We start from the raw sequence: 20,384 nt of genomic DNA, 5'->3' as shown, positions 1-20,384 counted from the left end.
TCAGTCGGGAACCCCAGCGCAAGCCTTATGTACAATTCCGTCCGTTGATGCACAATGATGAACGAAAGCGAGGAACTTGCGCCCGCGGTGGCCTCTATCCTCCGGTCTGCGGAGGCCCGCGGGGACCCCGACGGCGGGCCGCTGTCGGTCGATTCCCGGTCGCTTCCCGACGCGCTCGCGGACGCCGAGGCCGACGGGCGCGTCCCAGTCATCGCGGAAGTCAAGCCGACGAGTCCGACCACCGACGGGACCCGTGACGCCGACCCGGTAGAACTGGCCGAACAGATGGTCGAGGGCGGCGCGGCCGCCCTTTCGGTCCTCACCGAACCCGACCACTTCGAGGGGTCGCCCGAGAACCTGCGCCGGGTCCGCGAGGCGGTGGACGTGCCGGTCCTCCGGAAGGACTTCGTTCTGCGCGAGGAGCAACTCGACACCGTGAAAGCCGACGTAATCCTCCTCATCGCCCGGTTCGTGGACGACCTCGACGGCCTGATTTCTGCGGCCCGAGACCGCGGGTTTCAGCCCCTCGTGGAGGTCCACGACCGCGACGGGTTGGCCCAAGCGGTCCGGGCCGGAGCCGAAATCGTCGGCGTGAACAACCGGGATTTGGCCCGGTTGGAAGTGGACCTCGAAACCTTCGAGAGCGTCGCGCCCTTCGCACCGGACGACGTGACCCTCGTAGCCGAGAGCGGAATCGCCACCTCGGACGACGCCAACCGGATGCGGGAGGCCGGTGCCGACGGCTTGCTCGTCGGGAGTGCGATTATGGACGGGATTCCAGAGACCGACTCCGGAAGTCGAGGGACCGAGTCCCTCGGAAACGTAACTGAGAACACCCAGCGACTGACTACCCCCAAAGAGACACAGACATGAGTAGCGAATCCAAGTTCGGCGACTACGGCGGTCAGTACGTCCCGGAGGCGCTGATGCCCGCCATCGAGGAGTTGACGGACGCCTACGAACGCTACGTCCTCGACAACGAGGACGGCTTCATGGACGAGTTCCGCGAACGCCTGCGAGACTTCGGCGGGCGACCCACGCCCCTCCAGCGGGCCGACCGACTCAGCGAGCGATACGACCGCGAGGTCTATCTCAAACGCGAGGACTTGCTTCACGGCGGGGCGCACAAACTGAACAACGCGCTCGGACAGGTCCTGCTGGCCAAGTACATGGGCAAGGACCGCATCATCGCCGAGACCGGCGCGGGCCAGCACGGCACCGCGACGGCGATGGCGTCGGCCTACCTCGGGATGCCCTGCGAAATCTACATGGGCCGGACCGACATCAACCGCCAGCGACCCAACGTCTTCCGGATGCGAATCCACGACGCCGAGGTCAATCCCGTAGACATCGGGTCGGGCACCCTGAAGGAGGCCATCAACGAGACGATGCGCGACTGGGCGACCAACGTCGAGGACACCCACTACGTCATCGGGTCCATCGTCGGCCCCCATCCCTTCCCCAAGATGGTCCGGGACTTCCAGTCAGTCATCTCCGAGGAGGCCCGCGAGCAGGTCCGCGACCAGACCGGGCGACTCCCCGACAGCGTGGTGGCCTGCGCCGGCGGTGGGTCGAACACGATGGGAACCTTCCACGAGTTCGTCCCGGACGAGGACGTAGACCTCGTGGCGGTGGAAGCAGGTGGCTCGGAGTTGACCATCGACGAGGACGAGGACCTCGCACCCCACTCGGCCTCGCTCTCGACCGGCGAGGAGGGCGTGCTTCACGGCGCGAGGACCAAGCTCCTCCAGAACCGGGACGGTCAGATTCTCGAATCCCACAGCGTGAGCGCGGGACTGGACTACTCGGGCGTCGGCCCGGAACTGGCCTACCTCGCGGACGAGGGCCGAGTCACGCCGGTCAACGTCGGCGACGACGCGGCGCTCGAAGCCTTCCACCGACTCTCGAAGTTGGAGGGCATCATCCCCGCGCTCGAATCCAGCCACGCGCTGGCCTACTTGGAGGAGGCCGTCCTCGGCGAGCAGGCCGACGACCTCGGCGACCTCGTAGTCGTCAACGTCTCGGGCCGAGGAGACAAAGACCTCGACACGGTTATCGAGGAGAGCGAGAAGCGCGACTTGGACGCCGCGCCCTCCATGGAGGTGTTCGAGGGTGAGCAGTAGTATTCGCGAAGCGTTCGCCGACGAACCCCCGCTTATCTCTTACGTCGCGGCGGGCGACCCAGACGCCGAGTCAACGAAAGAGTACGTCCGGGCGCTGGTCCGGGGCGGGGCCGACGTCATCGAACTCGGCCTGCCGTTCTCCGAACCCATCGCCGAGGGGCCGACCATCCAGCAGGCGATTCGCCGGGCGCTAGACGCCGGGATGACGCCGGACCGGTACTTCGACCTCGTGGCCGAACTGCGCGAGGACGCCGAGGTAGACGTGCCGCTGGTCTGCATGACCTACTACAATCTGATTTATCAGTACGGGGATAGCGAGGCGCAACGCGCCTCGGATGCGAGCGGTAAAACCGCGAGCGAGGGCCGGGAGGGACCGGAACCCTTCGTGGAGGCCGCCGCGGAAGCCGGAATCTCGGGCCTCATCGTGCCCGACCTGCCGGTGGACGAGAGCGGCCCCCTCAAGTCGGCCTGCGAGGCCCACGGTCTCGACCTGATATTCATCGTCGCGCCCACGACGACCGACGAGCGCCTCGACCGGATGCTCGACAGGGCGACTGGGTTCGTCTACGTGCAGGGCCGACTCGGTACGACCGGCGCGCGCTCCGACGTGAGTACCGACACCCACGTCAGCCTCGGGCGACTGGACGAGACCGACCTCCCGAAGGCGGTCGGATTCGGCATCAGCGAGCGCGACCACGCCAGAGAAATTGTCTCGGGCGGCGCTGACGGCATCATCGTCGGGAGCGCGTTCGTGGACCTCATCGCAGAAGGCGACGAGGTAGCCGACCGCCTCGAAGCCAAGGCCCGCGAACTCAAAGAAGGCGCACTCGACGGCGCGGAGAAAGTTCCGGAACCGGAAGGCAAATAACCATTCCTTGCTACAGATTCACACACCATGGACGTAGGAACCACAGCACGACTCGACCGAATCGGCACAGACGGAAAGTACGTAATCGTCCCGATGGACCACGGCATCACCCTCGGCGCGGTGAAGGGACTGGGGGACATCGAATCGACCATCGACGCGGTGACTCGCGGCGGCGCGGACTCGGTGCTGACCCAGAAGGGCATCGCCCCCCGCGTTCACCCGAACAAGAACGGCGCTGGCTACATCGTCCACCTCAACGCCTCGACTTCCATCGGCCCGGACAGTAACGACAAGCGCATGACCGGCACCGTCAAGGAAGCGGTCCGGGCGGGCGCTGACGCCGTGTCGCTCCACATCAACGTCGGGAGCAAGTTCGAGCGCGAGCAAATCGAGGACCTCGCCCGCGTCACCGAGACGGCAGACGAGTACGGCGTCCCGGTGCTGGCGATGTCCTACGCTCGGGGACCGGGCATAGACGAACACGACGCCGAGAATCTGGGCCACGCGGTCCGCCTCGCCGAGGAGGTCGGCTCCGACGTCGTGAAAACAGCCTACAGCGGCGACGCCGACAGCTTCGAGCGCGTCGTGGAATCGACCAACCTCCCGGTGGTCATCGCCGGCGGCGAACCCGAGGGCGACCGGGCGACACTCGAAGCGGTCCGCGGCGCGATGGACGCCGGCGCATCCGGCGTCTCGATGGGCCGGTCGATTTTCCAGCACGACAGTCCGGAGTCGATTGCGCGGGCGGTCTCCTCGGTGGTCCACGACGGCGCGAGCGCGAACGACGCGCTTCGGGAAGCGGGTCTGGCAGTCGAAGTCTGATTTTGTAGCGGTCTCGTTTAGAGCAACTTCTTCATGTGCTTTGAATAGGTAATCGTTTCTTTAGCAATTGTATCTAATTCTCCAATGGTGCTGTGGCGCGCGCTGGCGTCTTGCCGAGCGTAGCGAGGCAAGGCTCGTGGGAGCTTGTCTCCCACGGCGCGGCGTTCATGCCGCGCCAACCGCACGAGGTCGTCGGGAGCGTAGTCGTTCGAAAATCGAAGATTTTCGTGATCACGAGAGCGTCGCTCTCGGACGACGACCGACTGCTCGGCAGACGCGGTTTGTCTGCCGGTGGATGAGTAGCGCAGGCCGTAGGCCGAGGCTTGCGAGACGCTTCGCGTCTCGCTGATCTGCGAACGTCGTTCGCAGACAACGCAATCGGTTGGAGAGGGTGTGGCCCGCGGTAGCGGGGCGGGGCGGTAGACGCCTCGGCTTCGGCAATAGCTAGCTTGCTCGCAACATCTTCCGGCGTTTCACCACTGCAACGTCCTCCGGAGTTCCGCCAGTAACCTAGCAATCAGTCGCCGAGATAGAATCAGTCTATTGCTCACACCCATCGCTACCCGTCGAGAGAAAACTGAGAATGAAATGTCCGCAGAACTACGGCCGGATTAGAGCAGGCCCGTCTTCTGGAGCTTCATGAGGTCCTCGGTGTCGAGGGTCTCGCCTTCCTTGAACTGCTGGTAGATTTCCTCGGCCTCTTCCTTGGCCTCTTCTCGCTCCTTCTCCTTCTCGGACTTGCGCTCCTCTTCTTCCTGCTTGTCCAGTTCGCGGAGTCGCTTCTGGACGCGCACGAAGTCCTCGTGGTGCTGGTCGGCGGACTCTTGGGCCTCCACGAACTTCTCGTGCATCTCGTCGGCCTCGTCACGAATCTCGTCGGCCTCGCGGTAGGCCTCAATCATCTGGTTGTGATGCTCTTGGGCCTTGTCCGCGAGTTCCGTGACCTTCTCGTGGTGACGGCTCGCTTCGGCGCGAACCTCCTCGGCTTCCTCAACGAGGCCTTCGAGGTCCTCGCTCTCCTCGAGCTTCTCCTTGCGGGCCTGAAGCTTCTCGCGCTTCTCCTCGATTTTCTCGATGAGTTCGCGCTCGTCCTCGGTCGAGAGGACCTCGGTCTGTTGCTTGAATTCGAGGTCCTCGATTTCGGATTCGAGCTCCTCGATGTCCTTGCCCTCGTCGAGTTCGAGGTCTGACTTCTTGTCCTCGACCTCGTCGAACAGTTCGTTGGCCTTCGCGTTGAGCTCGTTACGGCTCTCTTTGTGCTCTTGAACCTGCTCGTTGAGTTCGTCGCGCTTCTCGCGGTGTTCCTGCGCTTCGTCGACCTTCTCGCGGGTCTTGGCGTTCAGGTCGTCACGCTTGGAAGCGCGCTTGGACGCCTTCTGGTTCAGCTCGTTTCGTCGGTCTCGGAGCTGTCCTGCAAGTTTGATTAGTTCGCCTTTCGACTTGTTCTGAAGTTCCTCTTCTGTTACACTTACCATGCTAATTAAACCTCGATTCCATGCCCGCCGTGGCGTTCGGCTGTCCAGCGACCGACAGCAACTGCTGTCTGTCACTGGCAATCGACCGTTGACAATAGTCCCATGTCATTTGTCGCACGATGCTGGCCGAACGCTCGTGGCGTTCTGGTACCTCCAAATATTCGCTGTGGATATATAAATGTTCCGCCTACCCCAGCCGTGGAAAGCGTTCACACGCCCTCTACCGGCCGTGTAAGGCCTTCCCACACTTCTCAGGGGGTTATAAAGGATACACGTTCTGGACCGCCCCGTCGGCCCGGCCGAACGAGAGTTCGACCGCTTCGGCGTCGGTCGGAACGTCCAGCGTTCCCGCCCGCTCCCGGCCGTAGGCTTCGACCGACACGTCCGACCCGCCGGTCCGGTCGCCCGCGGTCCACGAGACAGTGCCCGACACCTCCTCGGGCGTGTCGTTGACCACGGTCAACTCGCGGGTGTCCCCGCCGGTCGGGTAGGCGTCGAGGAGGACCTGCACCGGTTCGAGCGAGGCCGCCATCGCCTCGTACCCGGCCTTCTGGCTTCCGTCGGCGGTCAGGACGCCCATGCCCGCCCCGGCGTCGGTGTCCCGAAGCGCGTCCGCCGTCAGCAGGCCAGTTCCGCGTCTGCGAAGCGTCTCGGTGACGTGCTTGAGGACGCGCGTCTGGTAGGCTTGGGAGGCCTCAACCGCTCCCACGTCGTCACCGCTCTGCGGGACGTAGGCGTCGTGGGCGCTCGCATCGAACCCGGCGGGGTCGCCGTCGCCGCCCGCCTCCTCGGCGAGCGAACCGGCACCGAACGCACCGACTGCGCCGCCGCAGTCGTACTTGTCGAGAATCCACTCGGTATCGCCGACGTCGCCGAACTCCCATCCGGGGTAGACGTGGGTCGCGTCGGCGTCGATGCCCGGCGCGCCCGAGACCGGAAACACCACCGCATCGTCGGGGAAGGCCTCGGCGACCTCTCGGTCCGGCGTCGGGTCGTGGCCCGCCCGCCACGCCCGCCAGCGGACCTTGTAGCGCGCGAATCGTGAGGGACCGACGCCCGCGAGGTGGTCGCTGGGGTCCGACCGGACGCCGAACGCGGCCACGCAGGGGTGGCGCTCGACCGATTCGGCGAGGTCGGTCGCGCGCTCGGCGTCGTAGTCGCTCGCTCCCGAAATCGGGAGGTCCTGCCAGACCAGCAGGCCCGCCTCGGCCGCGGCCTCGTAGAACTCTGCGGGCGGGACGTGGCCCCGAGCGCGGACGAGGTTGGCGTTGGCGTTGGCCGCCCGTTCCACGTCCCACGTGGGGTCGCCGGTCGGCAGGAGCGAGAACCCTCGCGCTCGGACTCGCTGGCCGTTGACGACGAGACCATCTGTTCCGTCTCCGGCCTCCTCGACTTCGCAGAGGCCGGTCTGGACGACGCGCTCGGAGTCGCCGAGTCTCGCCCTGACGGCGTACCGGTGCTGAGGACCGTGCCCGGCGGGCCACCAGTAGGCGGGGTCCCGGAGTTCGAGGGTCTTCGAAATCGCGGCGCGCTCCCCGGCGTCGGCCTCGATTCTGGCGCGCTCCATCACGCCGCCGCCCCGGAACCCCTGCGGGCGGACCGACAGCGAGATGCGGTCGTCGAGGGCTTCGCCCGCTTCGACTGCGAGTTCGGCGTCGATGACCGCGCCCTCGTCGGTCCGCCGAGGAGTCAGCGACAGTCGGTCGATGAACGTCTCGGGGTGGGTTTCGAGGTCCACGCCCCACCAGATGCCGGGGACGGCGCGCGACTCGGGCACTCGGTCGGTACCGTAGATACCGGCGAACTCGTCGGGGGCGCGACACTCCACGACTAACTCGTTGTCGGCCTCCAAGTCCAACTCGTAGCGGGCGGGGAGGAAGTAGGTGTCGTGTTCGCCGAGCAGGTCGCCGTTGAGCCAGATTCGGGCGTCGGCGAACAGGCCGCGGAGTTCGAGGGTCGCTCGCTCGTCGCCGTCGGTGGGGTCGGCGAACTCGGTTCGGTAGGCTACGATGTCCGCGTCGGCAAACCGCTCGGGGCGGCCCGGCACTTCGACGGGGTGCCACTCGTCGGAGGAGGGAGGTTCGTCCTCCGCGGGCGAGTCGAGGGCCGCGCCCGTCCAGTCGGTGAGAGACATACTCGGCCAACTAAACCCATACCAGATAGGCTTTACGTCCCATGGCCGACCACTTTCACTTTCACTGCGCCCTTAGCACAATTTAAGTAGGATGGCGGCACCACGTTCTCCCATGCTCGAAGACTTGCGGTGTGCCTGCGACGGTGCCAAGTGCGAGCGCACCCTCGGCGAGAACGAGTTGATGCTCCGGATGACGACCGAGGCGGGCGAGCGCCGGGCCTACGAGTGTGCCTGCGGCGCGGTCACCGTGACCGTCGTCCGGTAGCGCCGCGCCGGAACGCCGCCCTGTCGTCCTCGCGGATAGCGGTTGCCGACGACGCCGAGAGAAACTCGTCCCGAAAGAAGACTCTCAAGTGACCACCCTCCCAACCCTCGGCCAGCAACCATGCAAGAAGTCATCCACGCCGAGGGCCACGAGAACGTCTCGGCGGAACACGCCAGCACGTTCGAGGTCACGACCGACGACTTCCTCACGCCCGCCGGCGACTGTATTCTCGGTATCGAGGCCGACCGCGCCCCGGCGGACTTCAATCCCGAGTTCGTCGCGGCGTGCCAGCACGAGGACGCCACCATCACCCTCACCTTCGAGACTCCCGACCACACCGAGACGGTCGCGGGCCGAGGAGACCCCGACCTCACCTTCGAGAGCGACCGGAGCGCCGTAGGTCGGACCAGCGACTACGTGGACGACCGGACCGTGGTGGTCGGCGCGGAGTTCGCCGCCGAGGGCTTCGACCGCGAACTGGTCTCCGCGCTGGCCGAGGGCGCGGAGTTGACCGTGACGCTGACCGTCGAGCGCGAGGAATGAGTCGTCAGACGTGGAGCGTCGTGGCCCGGTTGGTCGCGTTCGCCGGGGCCGGCGGGGTCGCGGTCGGGACGTGGCTCCCGTGGCTGATGGTCCGACCGGGGTATCAGGGGCCGGTACCGGCGATTCATCTCGCCGGGATGGAGACGGGTATCGCCGGTCTGGATTGGCTTGCCCTGACTGCGGCGGCCGTGGCGCTTCTGGGGGTCCTCCCCGTCGAGTTGATGCCCGTCTCGGTCCCTCTCCTCGGCGGAGCGCGGGCCGCCGTCGTGACGACCGTCGCGGGCGGGTTCGTCGCGGTGCTGACCGTCTACTACCTGCTTTCGAGCGGCTTTCTCGGCACGTTCGTCCCGGCCGCGGGGTTCTACCTCACCGCGCTCGGGGGCGTCCACCTCTCGATGGGCGGCGCGCTCCGCCTCTACGCCATCGGCGGGTGAGACGTATTATTGTTTGCTTTCGGCATAGAATTATTTCTCCGAGCAATCGATACATTTCCCCGTCCGGTAGCCGACCGCTCGGACTGCGAGGCCGAGCGTTTTAATCGGATTCGGTCCTCAGCCTCGGCCATGAGCGAGGACGCCGACCCCGACGAGGGCGACCCCGAACCCGCCGAGAACATCAGCGGGGGCGACCCGTCTGCGAGTTCGTTCGCGGCGTTCGACGCCGCCGAGGCCGGGACCCGCGCCGAGGAGGTCGTGAATCGCCTCGGAGACCTGTACTGGCAGAAGACCTACGGCGGACGCGACGCCTTCGAGTGTCTGGTCCGCACGATTCTGAGCCAGAACACCAGCGACGTGGCGAGCCAACCGGCCCACGACGCGCTGATGGAGACGTACGGCGAGGACTCCGAAGCGACCGACCTCGCTGGCGCGCTCGCCGACGCCGACCACGACGAACTCGCCGACACGATTCGGTCCGCGGGCCTCTACAACCGGAAGGCCGACGTGCTGATTTCGGTCGCCGACCGGGTGCTGGCCGACTACGGGAGCGCCGCCGAGTTCGACGCCTTCGTCCGCGAGGAGGACCCAGAGGAGGTCCGGCCCGTCCTCCTCGATTTCGGCGGCGTGGGTCCCAAGACCGCCGATTGCGTCCTGCTGTTCGCTGGCGGTCGGGGCGGCGTCTTCCCCGTGGACACCCACGTCCACCGCATCTACCGGCGACTCGGCATCGCGCCCGCCGACGCCGACCACGAGGGGGTCCGCGCAGTCTTGGAGCGAGAAGTCCCGGCGGAGAAGTGCGGGTTCGGCCACACCGCGAGCATCCAGTTCGGCCGGGAGTACTGCTCGGCCCGCAAACCGGCGTGCCTCGACGGACTGGACGAGTGCCCGATGTCGGACATCTGCGACAGGGTGGGCGTCGATGTCGAGTCCCGCGCAGTCGTTGACCCTGCGGAAGCCACGCTTGACGCCGACTAGTTTTCTCGCCGGGCCTCCGCCAGCAGGTGGTCCCGCAGGTGGCGAACGTCCCGGCGCTCCCGGTCGCGCCACGGCAGAAAGCGAAGCTTCCGCGCTCGCTTCCCGAGGTACGACCCGAGGTAGCCGACCTGCCGGTTCGAGAGCGAGACGGTTTCGGTGACGCCGGCGGTCTCACGGTTTTCGCCGCGCTGGTCCGCTATCTCCCGCCGGAGGTCGTGAACGAACTCCCATTCGGCGGACTTGTCCCGGAGGGCGTACTGGAGGCGGTTCTCCCGCTCTCGGAGCCAGTTTTCGAGGACGTACCACTCCTCGGATTCGAGGGTCAGGTCCGGCATCTCGACGCCTCGGATTTTCGAGGGCCGGACTTTTGCCGTTTCGGGTCCTAGCGAGAGGAAATGACTCCCGAGGTCACGGTGGCTATCGACCCCCACGTCCACTCCGAAGGGTCCTACGACGGCCACGAACCCGTCGAACTCCTCTTGGAGCAGGCCAGCGACATCGGCCTCGACGGCATCGTCGTGACCGACCACGACACCATCGCCGAGTCGCTCCGGGCGGCCGAACTCGCGCCCCAGTACGGACTGGTCGGCATCCCCGGCGTCGAGGTTTCGACCGCGGCGGGCCACCTGCTCGCCATCGGCGTCGAGGAGCGCCCGGAACCCCATCGGCCTCTCGACGAGACGGTCGAGTGGATTCGAGACGCGGGGGGAACTGCCGTCGTTCCCCATCCCTTCCAGCGGACTCGCCACGGGGTTCGGAAGGGCCACATCACCGACTGCGACGCCATCGAGGTGTACAACGCGTGGATTTTCACGGGCTACCGCAACCGGCGCGCTCGGAAGTTCGCCGCCCACTGGGACTACCCCGGCGTGGCCGCCAGCGACGCCCACTCCGCGAAGTACATCGGCCGGGCCTACACCGAACTCACCATCGAGGGGGTCGGGTCGAAGGCGGACCTCGACAGCAATCGCGTCGTGGACGCCATCGGCAATGGCGACGCCGAGGTCCACGGCCGCCGCCAGCCACTGACCCGGAGCGTCCAACACTACGCGCTGGGTGCCGGGCGGAAGGTCGGCCACGGCGTCGCCGCGAGTCTGTCGAGTTTCGCCCGATTCTGACGGGGTTTACCGGACGTATCACCCCAAGCACGAGGGTTTTTAACGCCCGACCGTCTGAATTCAGATACGCGACATGAGTACGCTGGTAGTGTGCGTGGACCGCGACGACGACATCGGCACCAAGACCGGTCTCCAGACCCCAGTTTCGGGGTGGGAGGCCGTCAGGTCGTTAGTCACGGAAGTCGGTCTCGCGGACCCCGAAGACGCCAGCGTCAACTGCCTCCTCGAATCCCTGCGGGTGGCCCGCGACCTGCGCGACGACGACGAGGAGACCACCGTGGCGGTCATCTCCGGCGCGGCCGAGACGATGGTCGGCCGGGACCGCGCGGTGGCCGACCAGATGGACTCTCTCATCGCCGAACACGACCCCGACTCCGCGGTCGTGGTCATCGACAGCGCCCAAGACGAGCGACTGGTCCCCATCATCGAGAGCAGGGTGCAGGTTGATGCGGTCGATAGGGTGGTCGTCCGGCAGGCCCGCGACATCGAATCGACCTACTATCTCCTCAAGCAGTTCCTCGCCGACGAGGAGCTACGCCAGACCGTCCTCGTCCCGGTCGGGGTCGCCATGCTGGCGTTCCCCATCCTGCTGATGGTGTTCGGTCCCGCGATGGCGGTGGCCTCGATTACGGCCGTTATCGGCCTGTTCGTCCTCTACAAGGGGTTGGGCGTGGACGAGTACGTCTCGGACCTGCCCGGCCAGATTCGGGACGCCCTCTACTCGGGCCGGGTCTCCATCGTCACCTACGTCGTCGCGGCGGGCCTCTCGCTCATCGGCGTGTTCGCCGGGGCGCTCCGGGTCTCGGACCTCGGGATGCCGACGCAGGGGGTCCTCCTGCCCGCGATGGCGTTCGCGTTCGCCAGCGTGCCGTGGCTGGCGGCGGCGGCGCTCGCGGCCTCGACGGGCCGACTGCTGGACGAGGTTATCCGCAACGACCGGGTGCGCAACTCCTACCTCAATCTCCCGTTCGGCGTGCTGGCGGTCGGACTGGTCGTCCGGGGCTTCTCGGCGTACTTCCTCCAGCGCGAGGAGTTCATCGAACCGGTGGTGGTCCCCCACGCCGAACTCGGAAGCCTCGCGGTCGCACGCATCAACCTCGACGCCGGCACCCGGATGGCGCTGTTCGTCGTCGCGGGCGTCGTGGTGAGTCTGCTCGGGGTTCGCATCTCGTCCTACGTCACGGGGTCCTCGCTTGGCGACGAGTTCGAGGACGAGGAACTGATGGATTGAGGAACTATACGTATTCGTCTCGCAAACACATTTATTCTGCATACAATCGAAAATGTGTTTTAGGCCGGAGTGGCGCGATTCGCCGCACCTAAATCCGCTCGCTCCCGACTCACGGTCATGACCGAACAGCCATCGTCGGCCGCGCGGGAGGGCCAGTGGGTTAGCCTCTTCTCGGGCGGCAAGGACTCGTCGTGGGCGCTGTATCAGGCGCTCGAAAACGGACTGGACGTGTCCCGTCTCGTCACGGTCCATCCCGAAGGCGACTCTTACATGTACCACGTCCCGGCGACCCGATTGGCCTCGCTGGCGGCCGAGAGCATCGGCATCCCGCTCGTAGAGGTCGAACCCGACGACTTCGAGGCCGACGACGCGACCGAATCCGGCGCGCAGGGCGACGAGGAACTCGAACCCCTCGAAGCCGCGGTCCGGGAACTCGACTCGGACCTTTCGGGCGGCGTGGCGGGCGTCACGGCGGGCGCAGTCGAGAGCGAATACCAGACCTCCCGCATCGAGGAGATGGCCGACCGACTCGACGCCGAGGTGTTCGCGCCCCTCTGGCAGGAAAATCCCCGCGAACTCGCCGACGCGATGCTCGACGCGGGCTTCGAAATCACCATCATCCGCGTCGCGGCCTACGGACTTGACGAGTCGTGGCTTGGCCGGACGCTGGACGAGGCGGCCATCGCGGAACTCGAGGAGTTGAACGAGAGCCACGGCGTCCACATCCTCGGTGAGGGCGGCGAGTTCGAGACGCTGGTGACCGACGGTCCGCACATGGACCGCGCCATCGAGTTGGAGTATTCGACCGAGTGGGACGGGACTCGCGGGACGCTCCAAATTGAAGATGCGTGGTTGAGTGAGTGATTTCGGGCGTCGGTGGTTGCGGCAGTTTGTGATTTGTCGGCGGTCGCGTTCTCTGCGTGCGTCAGCAGTCGGTGAAGGGTCAGGGAAGCTAGCTTCAGGCTTGAGCATCGCCGTCTACCGCCCCGCACAGCACCGTCAGAGCTTCGCTCTGACGAGTCGTGACTCGCTTCGCTCGTCATGACACCGCAACCGCGAATCACACCCTCCCCAACCTCCTCACTCCTTCGCTCCTTTCAGTCACTCAGTCGTTCGTCCCTCGCACGAGGAGTGCGCGCAGTTCTGCGCGCGCCGGAAGACAAACCACGTCTTCCGAGCCTGCGCTCAGCTTCGTTCGCGCAGACACTCCCGCGCGCCGGGAAGCTTCCCGAGATTCGCGCAGGCAATTATTTCTATTCTTTAGCCGTGGAATTTATTTACGCGGGTTTCGTGGCCGAAACTGTAGATGCGAGATTCACGACGCGACTTCCTGAAAAAGGCAGGCGTCGCCGCGGGCGGAGCGTCCGTCCTCGGCGCGAGTACCGCGAGTGCGGCGACCTTCCAACTCGGCGAGGTCGTCCACACCACGACCGCTTTGAACGTCCGAGACGGCGCTGGCACCGGCTACACCGTCCTCGACACCGAACCCGCCGGGATGCGCGGCACGGTCAAGGACGGCCCGGCCTACGCCGACGGCTACGAGTGGTGGTACGTCGAGTTCGACGACGACCGCTACGACGGCACCGCGACCGGGTGGTGCGCGAAAGGCGACGGATGGCTCTCGTCGGGCAAGGAGTGGACCACCAAGTTCTGCCGCTACGACGCGGTTCACGCCACCGAGTACGCCGCCATCCGGGACAATCCGACCACCAGCGCGAGCAAGGCCGGCACGACCGAACCGGGCGACTGGGGCACCCTCGTCGCCGGGCCGAAGTGGAGCGACGGCTACGAGTGGTGGAAGGTAGACTTCCACACCGACTACGACGGGTGGGTCGCCGCGAAGTCGCTCGAGGAGGGCATGCTCTACGGTTGTAACTCCGCGTGGGACAACCTCGACAACCAGTGGGCGCTCGCCAAGGTCATCATGTCCGAGGCCTCCATCGGCAACACGACCGAGCAACGGGCCGTGGGCTACACGGTCCTCAACCGGATGGACCGCAACGGCACCACCGCCGTCACCGACGAGTGGGACGCCTACGCCCACAATCAGGACCCGACCAGCGAGATTCACGACCTCGCGGGACGCATCCTGACCTGCTCGGAACCCGACCCCTCTTGCGGCGCGACCCACTTCTACTCGCCCCGAAGCATGCCGATGGAGGGAGAAAGCACCTCCGGATGCGCCTGTGGTGGCGGACTAGAGTGGACGCCGGGTCTCGACCAGCGTAACTACTGTCCGAGTTGGTCCGAGACGCTGTGTCGGTCCTACGTGGTCGGCGCTCGGCAGGCCTACTACAAGTTCTACCGGTCGTGGGGCGACGGCGCAATCTAGGCGAGAAGTTGCGGTCTTTTCATCGACGTTTTGCAAGCGAGCGAGGAAACGGAGCGACCGACCGAGCGCAGGAAACGGTCGTCGTTAATCGCCGTTCAGAATCTGGGTGTGTGCCCCGATGAGGGCACCCGCGAGGTCCATGTTCTCGACGGTGGTCTTCTCGTCGATGATGGAGTTGCGGATGTCACAGTCCCGAATCGTCGTGTTCGGGAAGACGATGGAGTTGTTGACGCTGGAGTTGACGACTTCCGCACCCGGCATGATGTGGACGTTCTCGCCGACCGTGGTGTTCTCGACGCTGGCGGAATCGGCGATTTGGTTCTCGCCGTCGAGTTTCCACCCGACCGCTTCGAGGTAGCTCTCGGGGGTGCCGATGTCGAACCACGCCTCGTCGAAGGTGTAACTGTACACCGAGTCGCGGTCCTGAAGCCACTGGACGAACCAACCCGGTTCGTCGGGGTTGTTGCCGTTTTCGAGGTACTTGTCGAACAGCGGGATGTTCTCAGCGGTAAAGGCGTAGCAGGCGATGGAGACCAGCGTACTCTTGGGGTCGTCTGGCTTCTCTTGGAAGTCCACCACCTCGTCGCCGTCGAGTTCGACCAGTCCGTAGGATTTGGCGCGTTCTCTGCTTCCCACGTCGTAGGCGGCCAGCGTCGGCGAATCCTTGGCTTGGAAGAAGTCGATGAAGTCGCTGATGCCGAAACTGATGAGGTTGTCGCCGGCGATGACGAGGGTGTCCTCGGAGATGTTTTCGCGGTCGAACAACTGGGCAAGCGCCCCGACCACGCCGAACTTCTCGTCCTCCTCGGTGGTGTCCTCGACGGTGAGTTTCGGCTTGTCGAATTCGCTCTCGGCGAGGTGGTCCCGGAAGTCCTCGGCGAAACGCTCGTTGGTCGAGACGTACACCTCGTCAACTCGGTCGTCGGCCTCCAGTTCGGCGAAAATCTGGTCGATGACGGTCGAATCGCCGACCGGCAGAAACATCTTGGGTCGGTGCTTCGTAATCGGCCAGAGTCGCGTCGCATAGCCTCCCGCGAGAACGACTGCCTTCATAGACTGAGACTCGACCCGCCACGGTAAGTCCTTTTTCATTTCTCAAGTCGGGGGAAATCGGGAGCGGAGTCGGCCTCGAAACCCGAGTCAGCAGTCGGAATCGAGTCGGCAGTCAGAATCGAGTCGGTAGCCACCACTGGGGTCTGCTTACTCGCCGGTCTCGTGAGACCGTGCTAGTTCCACCCAATCGGTGACGAGGCCGTCGCCGCGGTAGCGGACGACCTCGCTTCGAGGGTCGTATTCCACGACGTTCGCGTCCGCGAGTTTCGGCAAGTGGGTGTGATGAAGACTGACTGCGAGTCGCTCGTTGTCGGTCGATTCCCCGGCCGAGTCGTCGGCGACGTGTTCAACGAGGTCCGAAAACGCCGCAACACCGTCGTCGGTGTCGGCGAGATAGGCGAGGACTCGACGCCGGTGGCCGTCCGCGAGGACCTCGAAAAGCCTGTCGAGTTCAGTGCCTGTGGCCGCTTGCTCGTCGGAAACGGACGGCCCGCCGTCCGTCGTTGCCCCCTCCTCTCCCGTCGGTGCGTGTTCCTTACTCATGTTGCGGCGCGCCGGCGGATACTTTCGACCGGACAGTAAAGAACAGTGGACCTAAACAGCTAGGGTCGGTCGCCATCCCAGTCGAAGAAGGCCCCGAGGAGTTCTCGCTGGGCCTTGCGGATGTGCTGGTGGAAGGTGGGCGACGAGACCCCGAGCGCGTCGGCCACCTCCTCGGCGGTACTGTCGCGGGGCCACTCGTAGTAGCCAGCGAAGTAGGCCGCCCTCAGCGCGGTCCGCTGGGCGTCGGTGAGTCGCTCGTCGAAGTCCTGCCGGAAGTCCCGAGTCGTTCGGACCTGCCGGTCCTGTTCGCGCTTGGCGACGAGTTCCACGTCGGGGAACTTGGTCTGGACGCGCTCGACCACGCTCCGCACGTCGGCGTCGGCGGGGAGTTCGGCGACGATGGTTGACTCGCCGTCCTCGCTCGTCGCACTCTTGGTCTTCGCGCCGTACTCCGAGAGCGTCACCACCAGCGACGACCCGGACATCGTGAACTCGACCAGCGACTCGTCGTCTCGGTCGCTGACGAGGCGTGCGTCCTCAACGTTGTCCCACTCGTCGGCGTAGTCGAGGACCTCCTCGGTGTCGGCACCCGCCACGGTGTCGTAGAACAGCAGGTTCCCGTCCGGTCCCGCCGCCATGCCTTCGAGCGCGAGCCGACAGCCTAGCTCGTCGGTGACGGCGACGTAGAACGACTCGGTGTCGGTCAACCGGAACTTGAGTTCGACCACGGCGTCCGAGAGCGCGAGCCGCCGGTGTTTGACCGCGCCGATGGCGAAGCCGATGACCTCGCCCAGCACCTCGAAGGCGTCGGTCTCGCGGTCGCTGAACGCCGAGAGGCGGTCCGAGCCGACCGAGAGGACGCCGTAGGTCGTGTCGCCGTAGCGTATCGGCACCGCGATGCCCGACCGGTCGCCGCGTTCAAGGATGTCCTCTCTGCGCTGTTCGGGGAGCGAGTCGTCGTCGGGGACGCTCTGGACGACGTGGGTCTCGCCGTCGTAGTAGGCCCGCGGAACCGGTTCGATGCTGTCCTCGCTGGCGTCGATGCTGTCGATGAGGTCGCGGGTCTGGTCGTCCAGTCCCGCGCCGACGACGTTCGTCATCTTCGACCCGTTCGGACTGGGTTCGCCGACCCACGCGACCTGATAGAGTTCGGTCTTCACGAGGTGGTCACAGACCGCTTGCGCTATCTCGTCGCGGGTCGGTTCGCCGATAAGCGTCCGGACGACCTCTTGGGCGACCTCGTTGATTCGGTCGAGGGTCTCCAACTCGTCGCGCTGGTTCTCCAACCGCCGCTCGCGGACCCGCTGGTCGGTGACGTTCCGATAGACGCACACCGTGCCCGCGAGGCCCCCGTCGGCGTCGTAGTACGGCGAGCAGGTCGCCTCGAAGACCTGCTCGTCGTCCTCGACCGGGAGGACGACCTCGAAGGTGCGCTCGGTCTCGGTTTCGAGGACCGCGGTCTCGTGTTCGCAGAGTCGCCCGGCGGCCTCCGGGCCGAATACCTCGTCGTCGGTCCTCCCGACGACCTCCTCGGGGTCGTAGTCGAGGAGCGTCCCGGTCGCCCCGTTGGCGAACTGATACCGCCCCTCGGTGTCCTTGACCAAGATGGCGTCGGCGGTGGTCTCGACGGCCGCCTCTAAGCGTCGCACGTACTCGGAGTCGCGGTCTGTCGCGTCGAGGTCGTCCATGGGAAGTCCGCCAGAGAAAAGTCACCGAAAACACATAAATCTCGGGGCTATTTCGGTCGTTTCAATCGCGGACCGCGCCAAAATCGGTCGTGTCCCCGAACCGTCTACCGGGTTTAGACCCACTCTCCCTGTCCAAGAAAATTGAAAACATTTCTAAAATATAGATAATTATTTCCCTCCCGGATTCGCGTCCGGGAAAGGGTTATGTCCTCCGAGTGGCGACGGGAGAGTATGCGCGAGGCCGACGAGACTACCCGCGAGCGCATCGCCTCCCACCTCCGCGAGACCACCGCCTCGCCGAGCGCGCTGGCGACGGAGTTCGACGTGACCGCGAGCGCCGCCATCGACCACGTTCGCCACGTCGCCCAGTCGATTTCGGCGGGCGACGACGAACAGTTGCTGGTCGCTCCTCCCGAATGTAGCGACTGCGGGTTCGACGACTTCGACGACCCGGCGAATCGCCCCTCGCGGTGCCCCGAGTGCAAGAGCGAGTCCGTCGAGGAACCCGCGTTCAGAATCGGATAGGACGAGTCGCCTCGGGGACGACACCGCGATTCTATCGAAAAGGCAATTTGCGGGCCTCGCCCTACACCGAGGTAATGGAACCCGGACAACGCATCACCGCCGTCGAGAACGTCCCCGACGACACGACGTTTCTGTTCACCGTTCGGGACGAGGAGGGCGAGGAAGACGAGGCCATCCTCACCCGGTTGGACGGAGAGGTCACTGGCTGGATTAACCGGTGCATGCACTTCCAACACATCCGCCTCGACAAGGGGTCGGGTGCGCCAAAGCGGAACGGCGAACTGGTCTGTGCGAACCACGGTGCGCTCTTTGCGGACGACACCGGTCGCTGTACGCACGGTCCCTGCGAAGGGGCCTACCTGAACCCGGTCGAGACCGAGGTCCGAGACGGCGCGGTCTACCTCACCGCCGACGACTACGAGTTCGTCGGCGAGGGCGGCATCGAGACGGACCCGACCGATTTGTCCTCGAAGTCGAACATCGAGTTCTGACCGACTCGCCCGGTCGTTTCGGGTGTCTCTCTCGCTGGGGCGTTCGCCGTGGTCGGCGGTCGAAGCTTCGACCGCTTACCGCGCGTCGGCCCGGTCTATCCACGTCGAGATGCGCTTGGCCGAGAGACCGGTCTCGTCGGCGAGTTGGTCGGCGTCGGCGCGGGCCAGTTCGGCGATGTCGCCGACCCCGGCGTCCCGCAGGCGCTCGGCGTAGGCCGGACCGATGCCCTTCACGTCTTCGAGGGGTTCGCCCTCGCCGACGGGTTCCTCGGCGGCCTCGTCGGGTTCGGGCGTCTCGTCGTCGGTCTCCTCGGGCGTCGGTTCGGGTTCGTCGCCCGCGCTCTGGGAGGGTTCGGCGGCGTCCATCGACGGACCGGCGGCCTCGGCGGGTTCGGCCGCCTCGTCGCGCTGTTCCTCGACGCTCTCGGCCTCGGGGGCAGTCGTCACGTCTTCGGTGGTGATGCCGGTTTCGGCCGCCTCGTCGTCGGTTGACTCGTCCTCCGCAGTCGATTCGGTTTCTGTGGCCGGGTCGGTTTCGGTGGCCTGTTCAGGTTCGGTAGCCGATTCGGGTTCCGGGGTCTCGGCTTCGGTCGGTTCCTCGGCGTCTGCTCGCTCGTCGGATTGGGTCGCTTCGCTGTCGAAGGACTCCTCCGTACCGGTATCGACGCCTTTGACGGCGCTCTCGGTTTCCGCATCCGGTTGGGCCGACGCGTCGGGTTCGCGCTCGATGGTCACGCCGGACTCTCCGCGGCGCACCTGCGAGCGGTCGTCATCGAGACCAAGCAACGACTTCAGCTTAGTGAGCAGTCCCATTTGCGCGACAGTAGACGGCCGCGCCACTTAAAGCCGTGCCCGAAGCGCCCTGTTCATCGCGCTCACGGGGGCGTCTCGACCAGTCCAGCGCTCGAAAGCTTCCACTCCCTGATACAATAGCATCCATGCGCCGTCGATGGTGGTCGCGCCGCGCTCGCCCGCCTCCCGGAGGAGTCGCGTCTCCAGCGGTCGGTACACCGCGTCCAGCACCGCGAGGTCGGCGTGGAGCGCGTCGGCCGGAACCGGTGAGGCGTCCTCCTCCATGCCGACGCTGGTCGCGTTGACCAGCACGTCGGCGTCCGAGACCCGCGTTTCGAGCGATTCGAGGCCTCCGGCGGTCGCCCCCGACAGGTCGTCTGCGAGTTGCTCGGCGCGCTCTACCGTCCGGTTGGCGACGTGGACCTCGGCCCCGGCGTCGGCCAGCGCGAACCCCACAGCGCGGGCCGCCCCGCCAGCGCCGACGACCACCGCATCTTTCCCCGCGAGGGTCACGTCGTGGTGGGCGAACGAGCGACGTACGCCGCCAGCGTCGGTGTTGTGGCCGGTCGGGAGGCTATCGCCGTCGCCCGAGAAGTCGATGGTGTTGACCGCGCCGATTCGGACTGCGAGGTCGTCCGGTTCGACGTAATCGAGGGCCTCCTCTTTGAACGGAATCGTCACGTTCAGCCCCGAGATACCGAGCGAGTCCGCGCCCTCGATTGCAGAACCGAGGTCGTCGCGGTCCGGTTCGAAGGTGACGTACCGGGCGTCCAGTCCGAGTTCGTCGTATCCCGCCTCGTGCATCGGCGGCGACAGCGAGTGGCCGACGGGGTTGCCGAGGAGTCCGAACACCTGCATGTCGGGCGAGAGGTCGGCGACCGAGTTAATTACTGCGTTCGGTCGGTGCGTAAACCGAGTACCTTAATCCAAGTATTTATACCGATGGTCCGGTTCGGACCGCAATAGGAA

General features: G+C 65.8%; 22 protein-coding genes. 14 read left to right on the top strand and 8 right to left on the bottom strand.

The annotated features are described in order from the left end of the window. Nucleotides 1-57: 57 nt before the first annotated feature. From trpC to P2T57_RS16520, 4 genes are read left to right on the top strand one after another with little or no spacing between them, the layout of a single operon-like run. On the top strand, nucleotides 58-873 hold the full coding sequence (gene trpC, locus P2T57_RS16535; RefSeq protein ID WP_276302124.1) for an indole-3-glycerol phosphate synthase: 816 nt from the start codon (nucleotides 58-60) through the stop codon (nucleotides 871-873). Continuing rightward, nucleotides 870-2,123, top strand: a complete 1,254-nt coding sequence (trpB, locus tag P2T57_RS16530) for a tryptophan synthase subunit beta (RefSeq protein WP_276300323.1) — start codon at nucleotides 870-872, stop codon at nucleotides 2,121-2,123. Before trpC ends, trpB begins: the two co-directional genes overlap by 4 nt. After that, entirely contained in the window at nucleotides 2,113-2,991 is an 879-nt protein-coding gene (gene trpA, locus P2T57_RS16525; protein ID WP_276300322.1) for a tryptophan synthase subunit alpha, read from the top strand. Before trpB ends, trpA begins: the two co-directional genes overlap by 11 nt. A 27-nt stretch (nucleotides 2,992-3,018) precedes the next feature. Next, nucleotides 3,019-3,813, top strand: a complete 795-nt coding sequence (locus P2T57_RS16520) for a 2-amino-3,7-dideoxy-D-threo-hept-6-ulosonate synthase (protein WP_276300321.1) — start codon at nucleotides 3,019-3,021, stop codon at nucleotides 3,811-3,813. 611 nt (nucleotides 3,814-4,424) lie between these two features. Here P2T57_RS16520 and P2T57_RS16515 read toward each other — a convergent pair. Beyond that, nucleotides 4,425-5,288 (bottom strand): coiled-coil protein, encoded by an 864-nt coding sequence (locus P2T57_RS16515; protein WP_276300320.1) that lies wholly within the window; start codon nucleotides 5,286-5,288, stop codon nucleotides 4,425-4,427. A gap of 259 nt (nucleotides 5,289-5,547) precedes the next feature. After that, nucleotides 5,548-7,422 carry a hydrolase gene (locus P2T57_RS16510; protein ID WP_276300319.1) on the bottom strand — a complete coding sequence of 625 codons (1,875 nt, stop codon included), beginning with the start codon at nucleotides 7,420-7,422 and terminating at the stop codon, nucleotides 5,548-5,550. 112 nt (nucleotides 7,423-7,534) lie between these two features. Between P2T57_RS16510 and P2T57_RS16505 the strand changes: the two genes are divergently transcribed. The 4 genes from P2T57_RS16505 (at nucleotide 7,535) to P2T57_RS16490 (ending at nucleotide 9,642) form a co-directional block, all read left to right on the top strand. Then, a complete protein-coding gene (locus tag P2T57_RS16505) occupies nucleotides 7,535-7,687 on the top strand; it encodes a hypothetical protein (protein WP_168215896.1) in 153 nt (50 codons plus the stop codon). Nucleotides 7,688-7,807: 120 nt separating this feature from the next. Next, nucleotides 7,808-8,230: a DUF371 domain-containing protein gene (locus P2T57_RS16500; RefSeq protein WP_276300318.1), complete on the top strand. Its 423-nt coding sequence runs from the start codon at nucleotides 7,808-7,810 to the stop codon at nucleotides 8,228-8,230. Beyond that, a complete protein-coding gene (locus P2T57_RS16495) occupies nucleotides 8,227-8,664 on the top strand; it encodes a hypothetical protein (protein ID WP_276300317.1) in 438 nt (145 codons plus the stop codon). Before P2T57_RS16500 ends, P2T57_RS16495 begins: the two co-directional genes overlap by 4 nt. Nucleotides 8,665-8,793: 129 nt before the next feature. After that, entirely contained in the window at nucleotides 8,794-9,642 is an 849-nt protein-coding gene (locus P2T57_RS16490; RefSeq protein WP_276300316.1) for an endonuclease III domain-containing protein, read from the top strand. On the opposite strand, the gene P2T57_RS16485 is transcribed toward P2T57_RS16490, so the two are convergent. Beyond that, nucleotides 9,639-9,977 carry a hypothetical protein gene (locus P2T57_RS16485; RefSeq protein WP_276300315.1) on the bottom strand — a complete coding sequence of 113 codons (339 nt, stop codon included), beginning with the start codon at nucleotides 9,975-9,977 and terminating at the stop codon, nucleotides 9,639-9,641. The two genes, P2T57_RS16490 and P2T57_RS16485, sit on opposite strands and share 4 nt — an antisense overlap. Nucleotides 9,978-10,037: 60 nt before the next feature. Between P2T57_RS16485 and P2T57_RS16480 the strand changes: the two genes are divergently transcribed. The 4 genes from P2T57_RS16480 (at nucleotide 10,038) to P2T57_RS16465 (ending at nucleotide 14,323) form a co-directional block, all read left to right on the top strand. Continuing rightward, nucleotides 10,038-10,760, top strand: coding sequence for a PHP domain-containing protein (locus P2T57_RS16480; protein WP_276300314.1), 723 nt, complete (start codon nucleotides 10,038-10,040; stop codon nucleotides 10,758-10,760). A 73-nt stretch (nucleotides 10,761-10,833) separates the two neighbouring features. Continuing rightward, complete coding sequence (locus P2T57_RS16475) at nucleotides 10,834-11,991, top strand: DUF373 family protein (RefSeq protein ID WP_276300313.1); 1,158 nt, start codon at nucleotides 10,834-10,836, stop codon at nucleotides 11,989-11,991. A 117-nt stretch (nucleotides 11,992-12,108) separates the two neighbouring features. After that, complete coding sequence (locus P2T57_RS16470; protein WP_276300312.1) at nucleotides 12,109-12,855, top strand: diphthine--ammonia ligase; 747 nt, start codon at nucleotides 12,109-12,111, stop codon at nucleotides 12,853-12,855. Nucleotides 12,856-13,297: 442 nt separating this feature from the next. Beyond that, complete coding sequence (locus P2T57_RS16465; RefSeq protein ID WP_276300311.1) at nucleotides 13,298-14,323, top strand: SH3 domain-containing protein; 1,026 nt, start codon at nucleotides 13,298-13,300, stop codon at nucleotides 14,321-14,323. A gap of 84 nt (nucleotides 14,324-14,407) precedes the next feature. Here the strand turns inward: P2T57_RS16465 and P2T57_RS16460 are convergent, their stop codons facing one another. The 3 genes from P2T57_RS16460 to P2T57_RS16450 form a co-directional block, all read right to left on the bottom strand. After that, a complete protein-coding gene (locus P2T57_RS16460; protein ID WP_276300310.1) occupies nucleotides 14,408-15,376 on the bottom strand; it encodes a nucleotidyltransferase family protein in 969 nt (322 codons plus the stop codon). A gap of 147 nt (nucleotides 15,377-15,523) precedes the next feature. Continuing rightward, nucleotides 15,524-15,919 (bottom strand): DUF7344 domain-containing protein, encoded by a 396-nt coding sequence (locus tag P2T57_RS16455; protein ID WP_276300309.1) that lies wholly within the window; start codon nucleotides 15,917-15,919, stop codon nucleotides 15,524-15,526. 59 nt (nucleotides 15,920-15,978) lie between these two features. Next, nucleotides 15,979-17,607, bottom strand: coding sequence for a bacterio-opsin activator domain-containing protein (locus P2T57_RS16450; RefSeq protein WP_276300308.1), 1,629 nt, complete (start codon nucleotides 17,605-17,607; stop codon nucleotides 15,979-15,981). A gap of 231 nt (nucleotides 17,608-17,838) precedes the next feature. Between P2T57_RS16450 and P2T57_RS16445 the strand changes: the two genes are divergently transcribed. Then, nucleotides 17,839-18,132: a transcriptional regulator gene (locus tag P2T57_RS16445; RefSeq protein WP_276300307.1), complete on the top strand. Its 294-nt coding sequence runs from the start codon at nucleotides 17,839-17,841 to the stop codon at nucleotides 18,130-18,132. Between the two features lie 74 nt (nucleotides 18,133-18,206). Further along, entirely contained in the window at nucleotides 18,207-18,623 is a 417-nt protein-coding gene (locus P2T57_RS16440) for a Rieske (2Fe-2S) protein (RefSeq protein WP_276300306.1), read from the top strand. Between the two features lie 75 nt (nucleotides 18,624-18,698). Here P2T57_RS16440 and P2T57_RS16435 read toward each other — a convergent pair whose 3' ends face one another. Both P2T57_RS16435 and P2T57_RS16430 read right to left on the bottom strand, forming a co-directional pair. After that, nucleotides 18,699-19,436, bottom strand: a complete 738-nt coding sequence (locus P2T57_RS16435; RefSeq protein WP_276300305.1) for a helix-hairpin-helix domain-containing protein — start codon at nucleotides 19,434-19,436, stop codon at nucleotides 18,699-18,701. Between the two features lie 27 nt (nucleotides 19,437-19,463). Next, the gene (locus tag P2T57_RS16430; RefSeq protein ID WP_276300304.1) at nucleotides 19,464-20,273 is read right to left on the bottom strand and encodes a shikimate dehydrogenase; all 810 of its coding nucleotides are present in this window, start codon (nucleotides 20,271-20,273) and stop codon (nucleotides 19,464-19,466) included. Nucleotides 20,274-20,384: the final 111 nt, after the last annotated feature.

The organism is Halorussus lipolyticus (genome assembly GCF_029338375.1).
In the GTDB taxonomy this organism is placed as follows: Archaea; Halobacteriota; Halobacteria; order Halobacteriales; family Haladaptataceae; genus Halorussus; species Halorussus lipolyticus.
This window is presented reverse-complemented; position numbering and strand designations above follow the sequence as displayed.

What these genes read in the sequence shown, in the direction of transcription:
- P2T57_RS16510 (WP_276300319.1), bottom strand. Translation starts at nt 7,422, where the DNA reads ATGTCTCTCACCGACTGGACGGGCGCGGCCCTCGACTCGCCCGCGGAG.
- P2T57_RS16485 (WP_276300315.1), bottom strand. Translation starts at nt 9,977, where the DNA reads ATGCCGGACCTGACCCTCGAATCCGAGGAGTGGTACGTCCTCGAAAAC.
- P2T57_RS16465 (WP_276300311.1), top strand. Translation starts at nt 13,298, where the DNA reads ATGCGAGATTCACGACGCGACTTCCTGAAAAAGGCAGGCGTCGCCGCG.
- P2T57_RS16480 (WP_276300314.1), top strand. Translation starts at nt 10,038, where the DNA reads ATGACTCCCGAGGTCACGGTGGCTATCGACCCCCACGTCCACTCCGAA.
- P2T57_RS16475 (WP_276300313.1), top strand. Translation starts at nt 10,834, where the DNA reads ATGAGTACGCTGGTAGTGTGCGTGGACCGCGACGACGACATCGGCACC.
- P2T57_RS16505 (WP_168215896.1), top strand. Translation starts at nt 7,535, where the DNA reads ATGCTCGAAGACTTGCGGTGTGCCTGCGACGGTGCCAAGTGCGAGCGC.
- trpB (WP_276300323.1), top strand. Translation starts at nt 870, where the DNA reads ATGAGTAGCGAATCCAAGTTCGGCGACTACGGCGGTCAGTACGTCCCG.
- P2T57_RS16470 (WP_276300312.1), top strand. Translation starts at nt 12,109, where the DNA reads ATGACCGAACAGCCATCGTCGGCCGCGCGGGAGGGCCAGTGGGTTAGC.
- trpC (WP_276302124.1), top strand. Translation starts at nt 58, where the DNA reads ATGAACGAAAGCGAGGAACTTGCGCCCGCGGTGGCCTCTATCCTCCGG.
- P2T57_RS16495 (WP_276300317.1), top strand. Translation starts at nt 8,227, where the DNA reads ATGAGTCGTCAGACGTGGAGCGTCGTGGCCCGGTTGGTCGCGTTCGCC.
- P2T57_RS16515 (WP_276300320.1), bottom strand. Translation starts at nt 5,288, where the DNA reads ATGGTAAGTGTAACAGAAGAGGAACTTCAGAACAAGTCGAAAGGCGAA.
- P2T57_RS16500 (WP_276300318.1), top strand. Translation starts at nt 7,808, where the DNA reads ATGCAAGAAGTCATCCACGCCGAGGGCCACGAGAACGTCTCGGCGGAA.
- P2T57_RS16450 (WP_276300308.1), bottom strand. Translation starts at nt 17,607, where the DNA reads ATGGACGACCTCGACGCGACAGACCGCGACTCCGAGTACGTGCGACGC.
- P2T57_RS16445 (WP_276300307.1), top strand. Translation starts at nt 17,839, where the DNA reads ATGCGCGAGGCCGACGAGACTACCCGCGAGCGCATCGCCTCCCACCTC.
- P2T57_RS16430 (WP_276300304.1), bottom strand. Translation starts at nt 20,273, where the DNA reads ATGCAGGTGTTCGGACTCCTCGGCAACCCCGTCGGCCACTCGCTGTCG.
- P2T57_RS16460 (WP_276300310.1), bottom strand. Translation starts at nt 15,376, where the DNA reads ATGAAGGCAGTCGTTCTCGCGGGAGGCTATGCGACGCGACTCTGGCCG.
- P2T57_RS16490 (WP_276300316.1), top strand. Translation starts at nt 8,794, where the DNA reads ATGAGCGAGGACGCCGACCCCGACGAGGGCGACCCCGAACCCGCCGAG.
- P2T57_RS16520 (WP_276300321.1), top strand. Translation starts at nt 3,019, where the DNA reads ATGGACGTAGGAACCACAGCACGACTCGACCGAATCGGCACAGACGGA.
- P2T57_RS16440 (WP_276300306.1), top strand. Translation starts at nt 18,207, where the DNA reads ATGGAACCCGGACAACGCATCACCGCCGTCGAGAACGTCCCCGACGAC.
- P2T57_RS16455 (WP_276300309.1), bottom strand. Translation starts at nt 15,919, where the DNA reads ATGAGTAAGGAACACGCACCGACGGGAGAGGAGGGGGCAACGACGGAC.
- P2T57_RS16435 (WP_276300305.1), bottom strand. Translation starts at nt 19,436, where the DNA reads ATGGGACTGCTCACTAAGCTGAAGTCGTTGCTTGGTCTCGATGACGAC.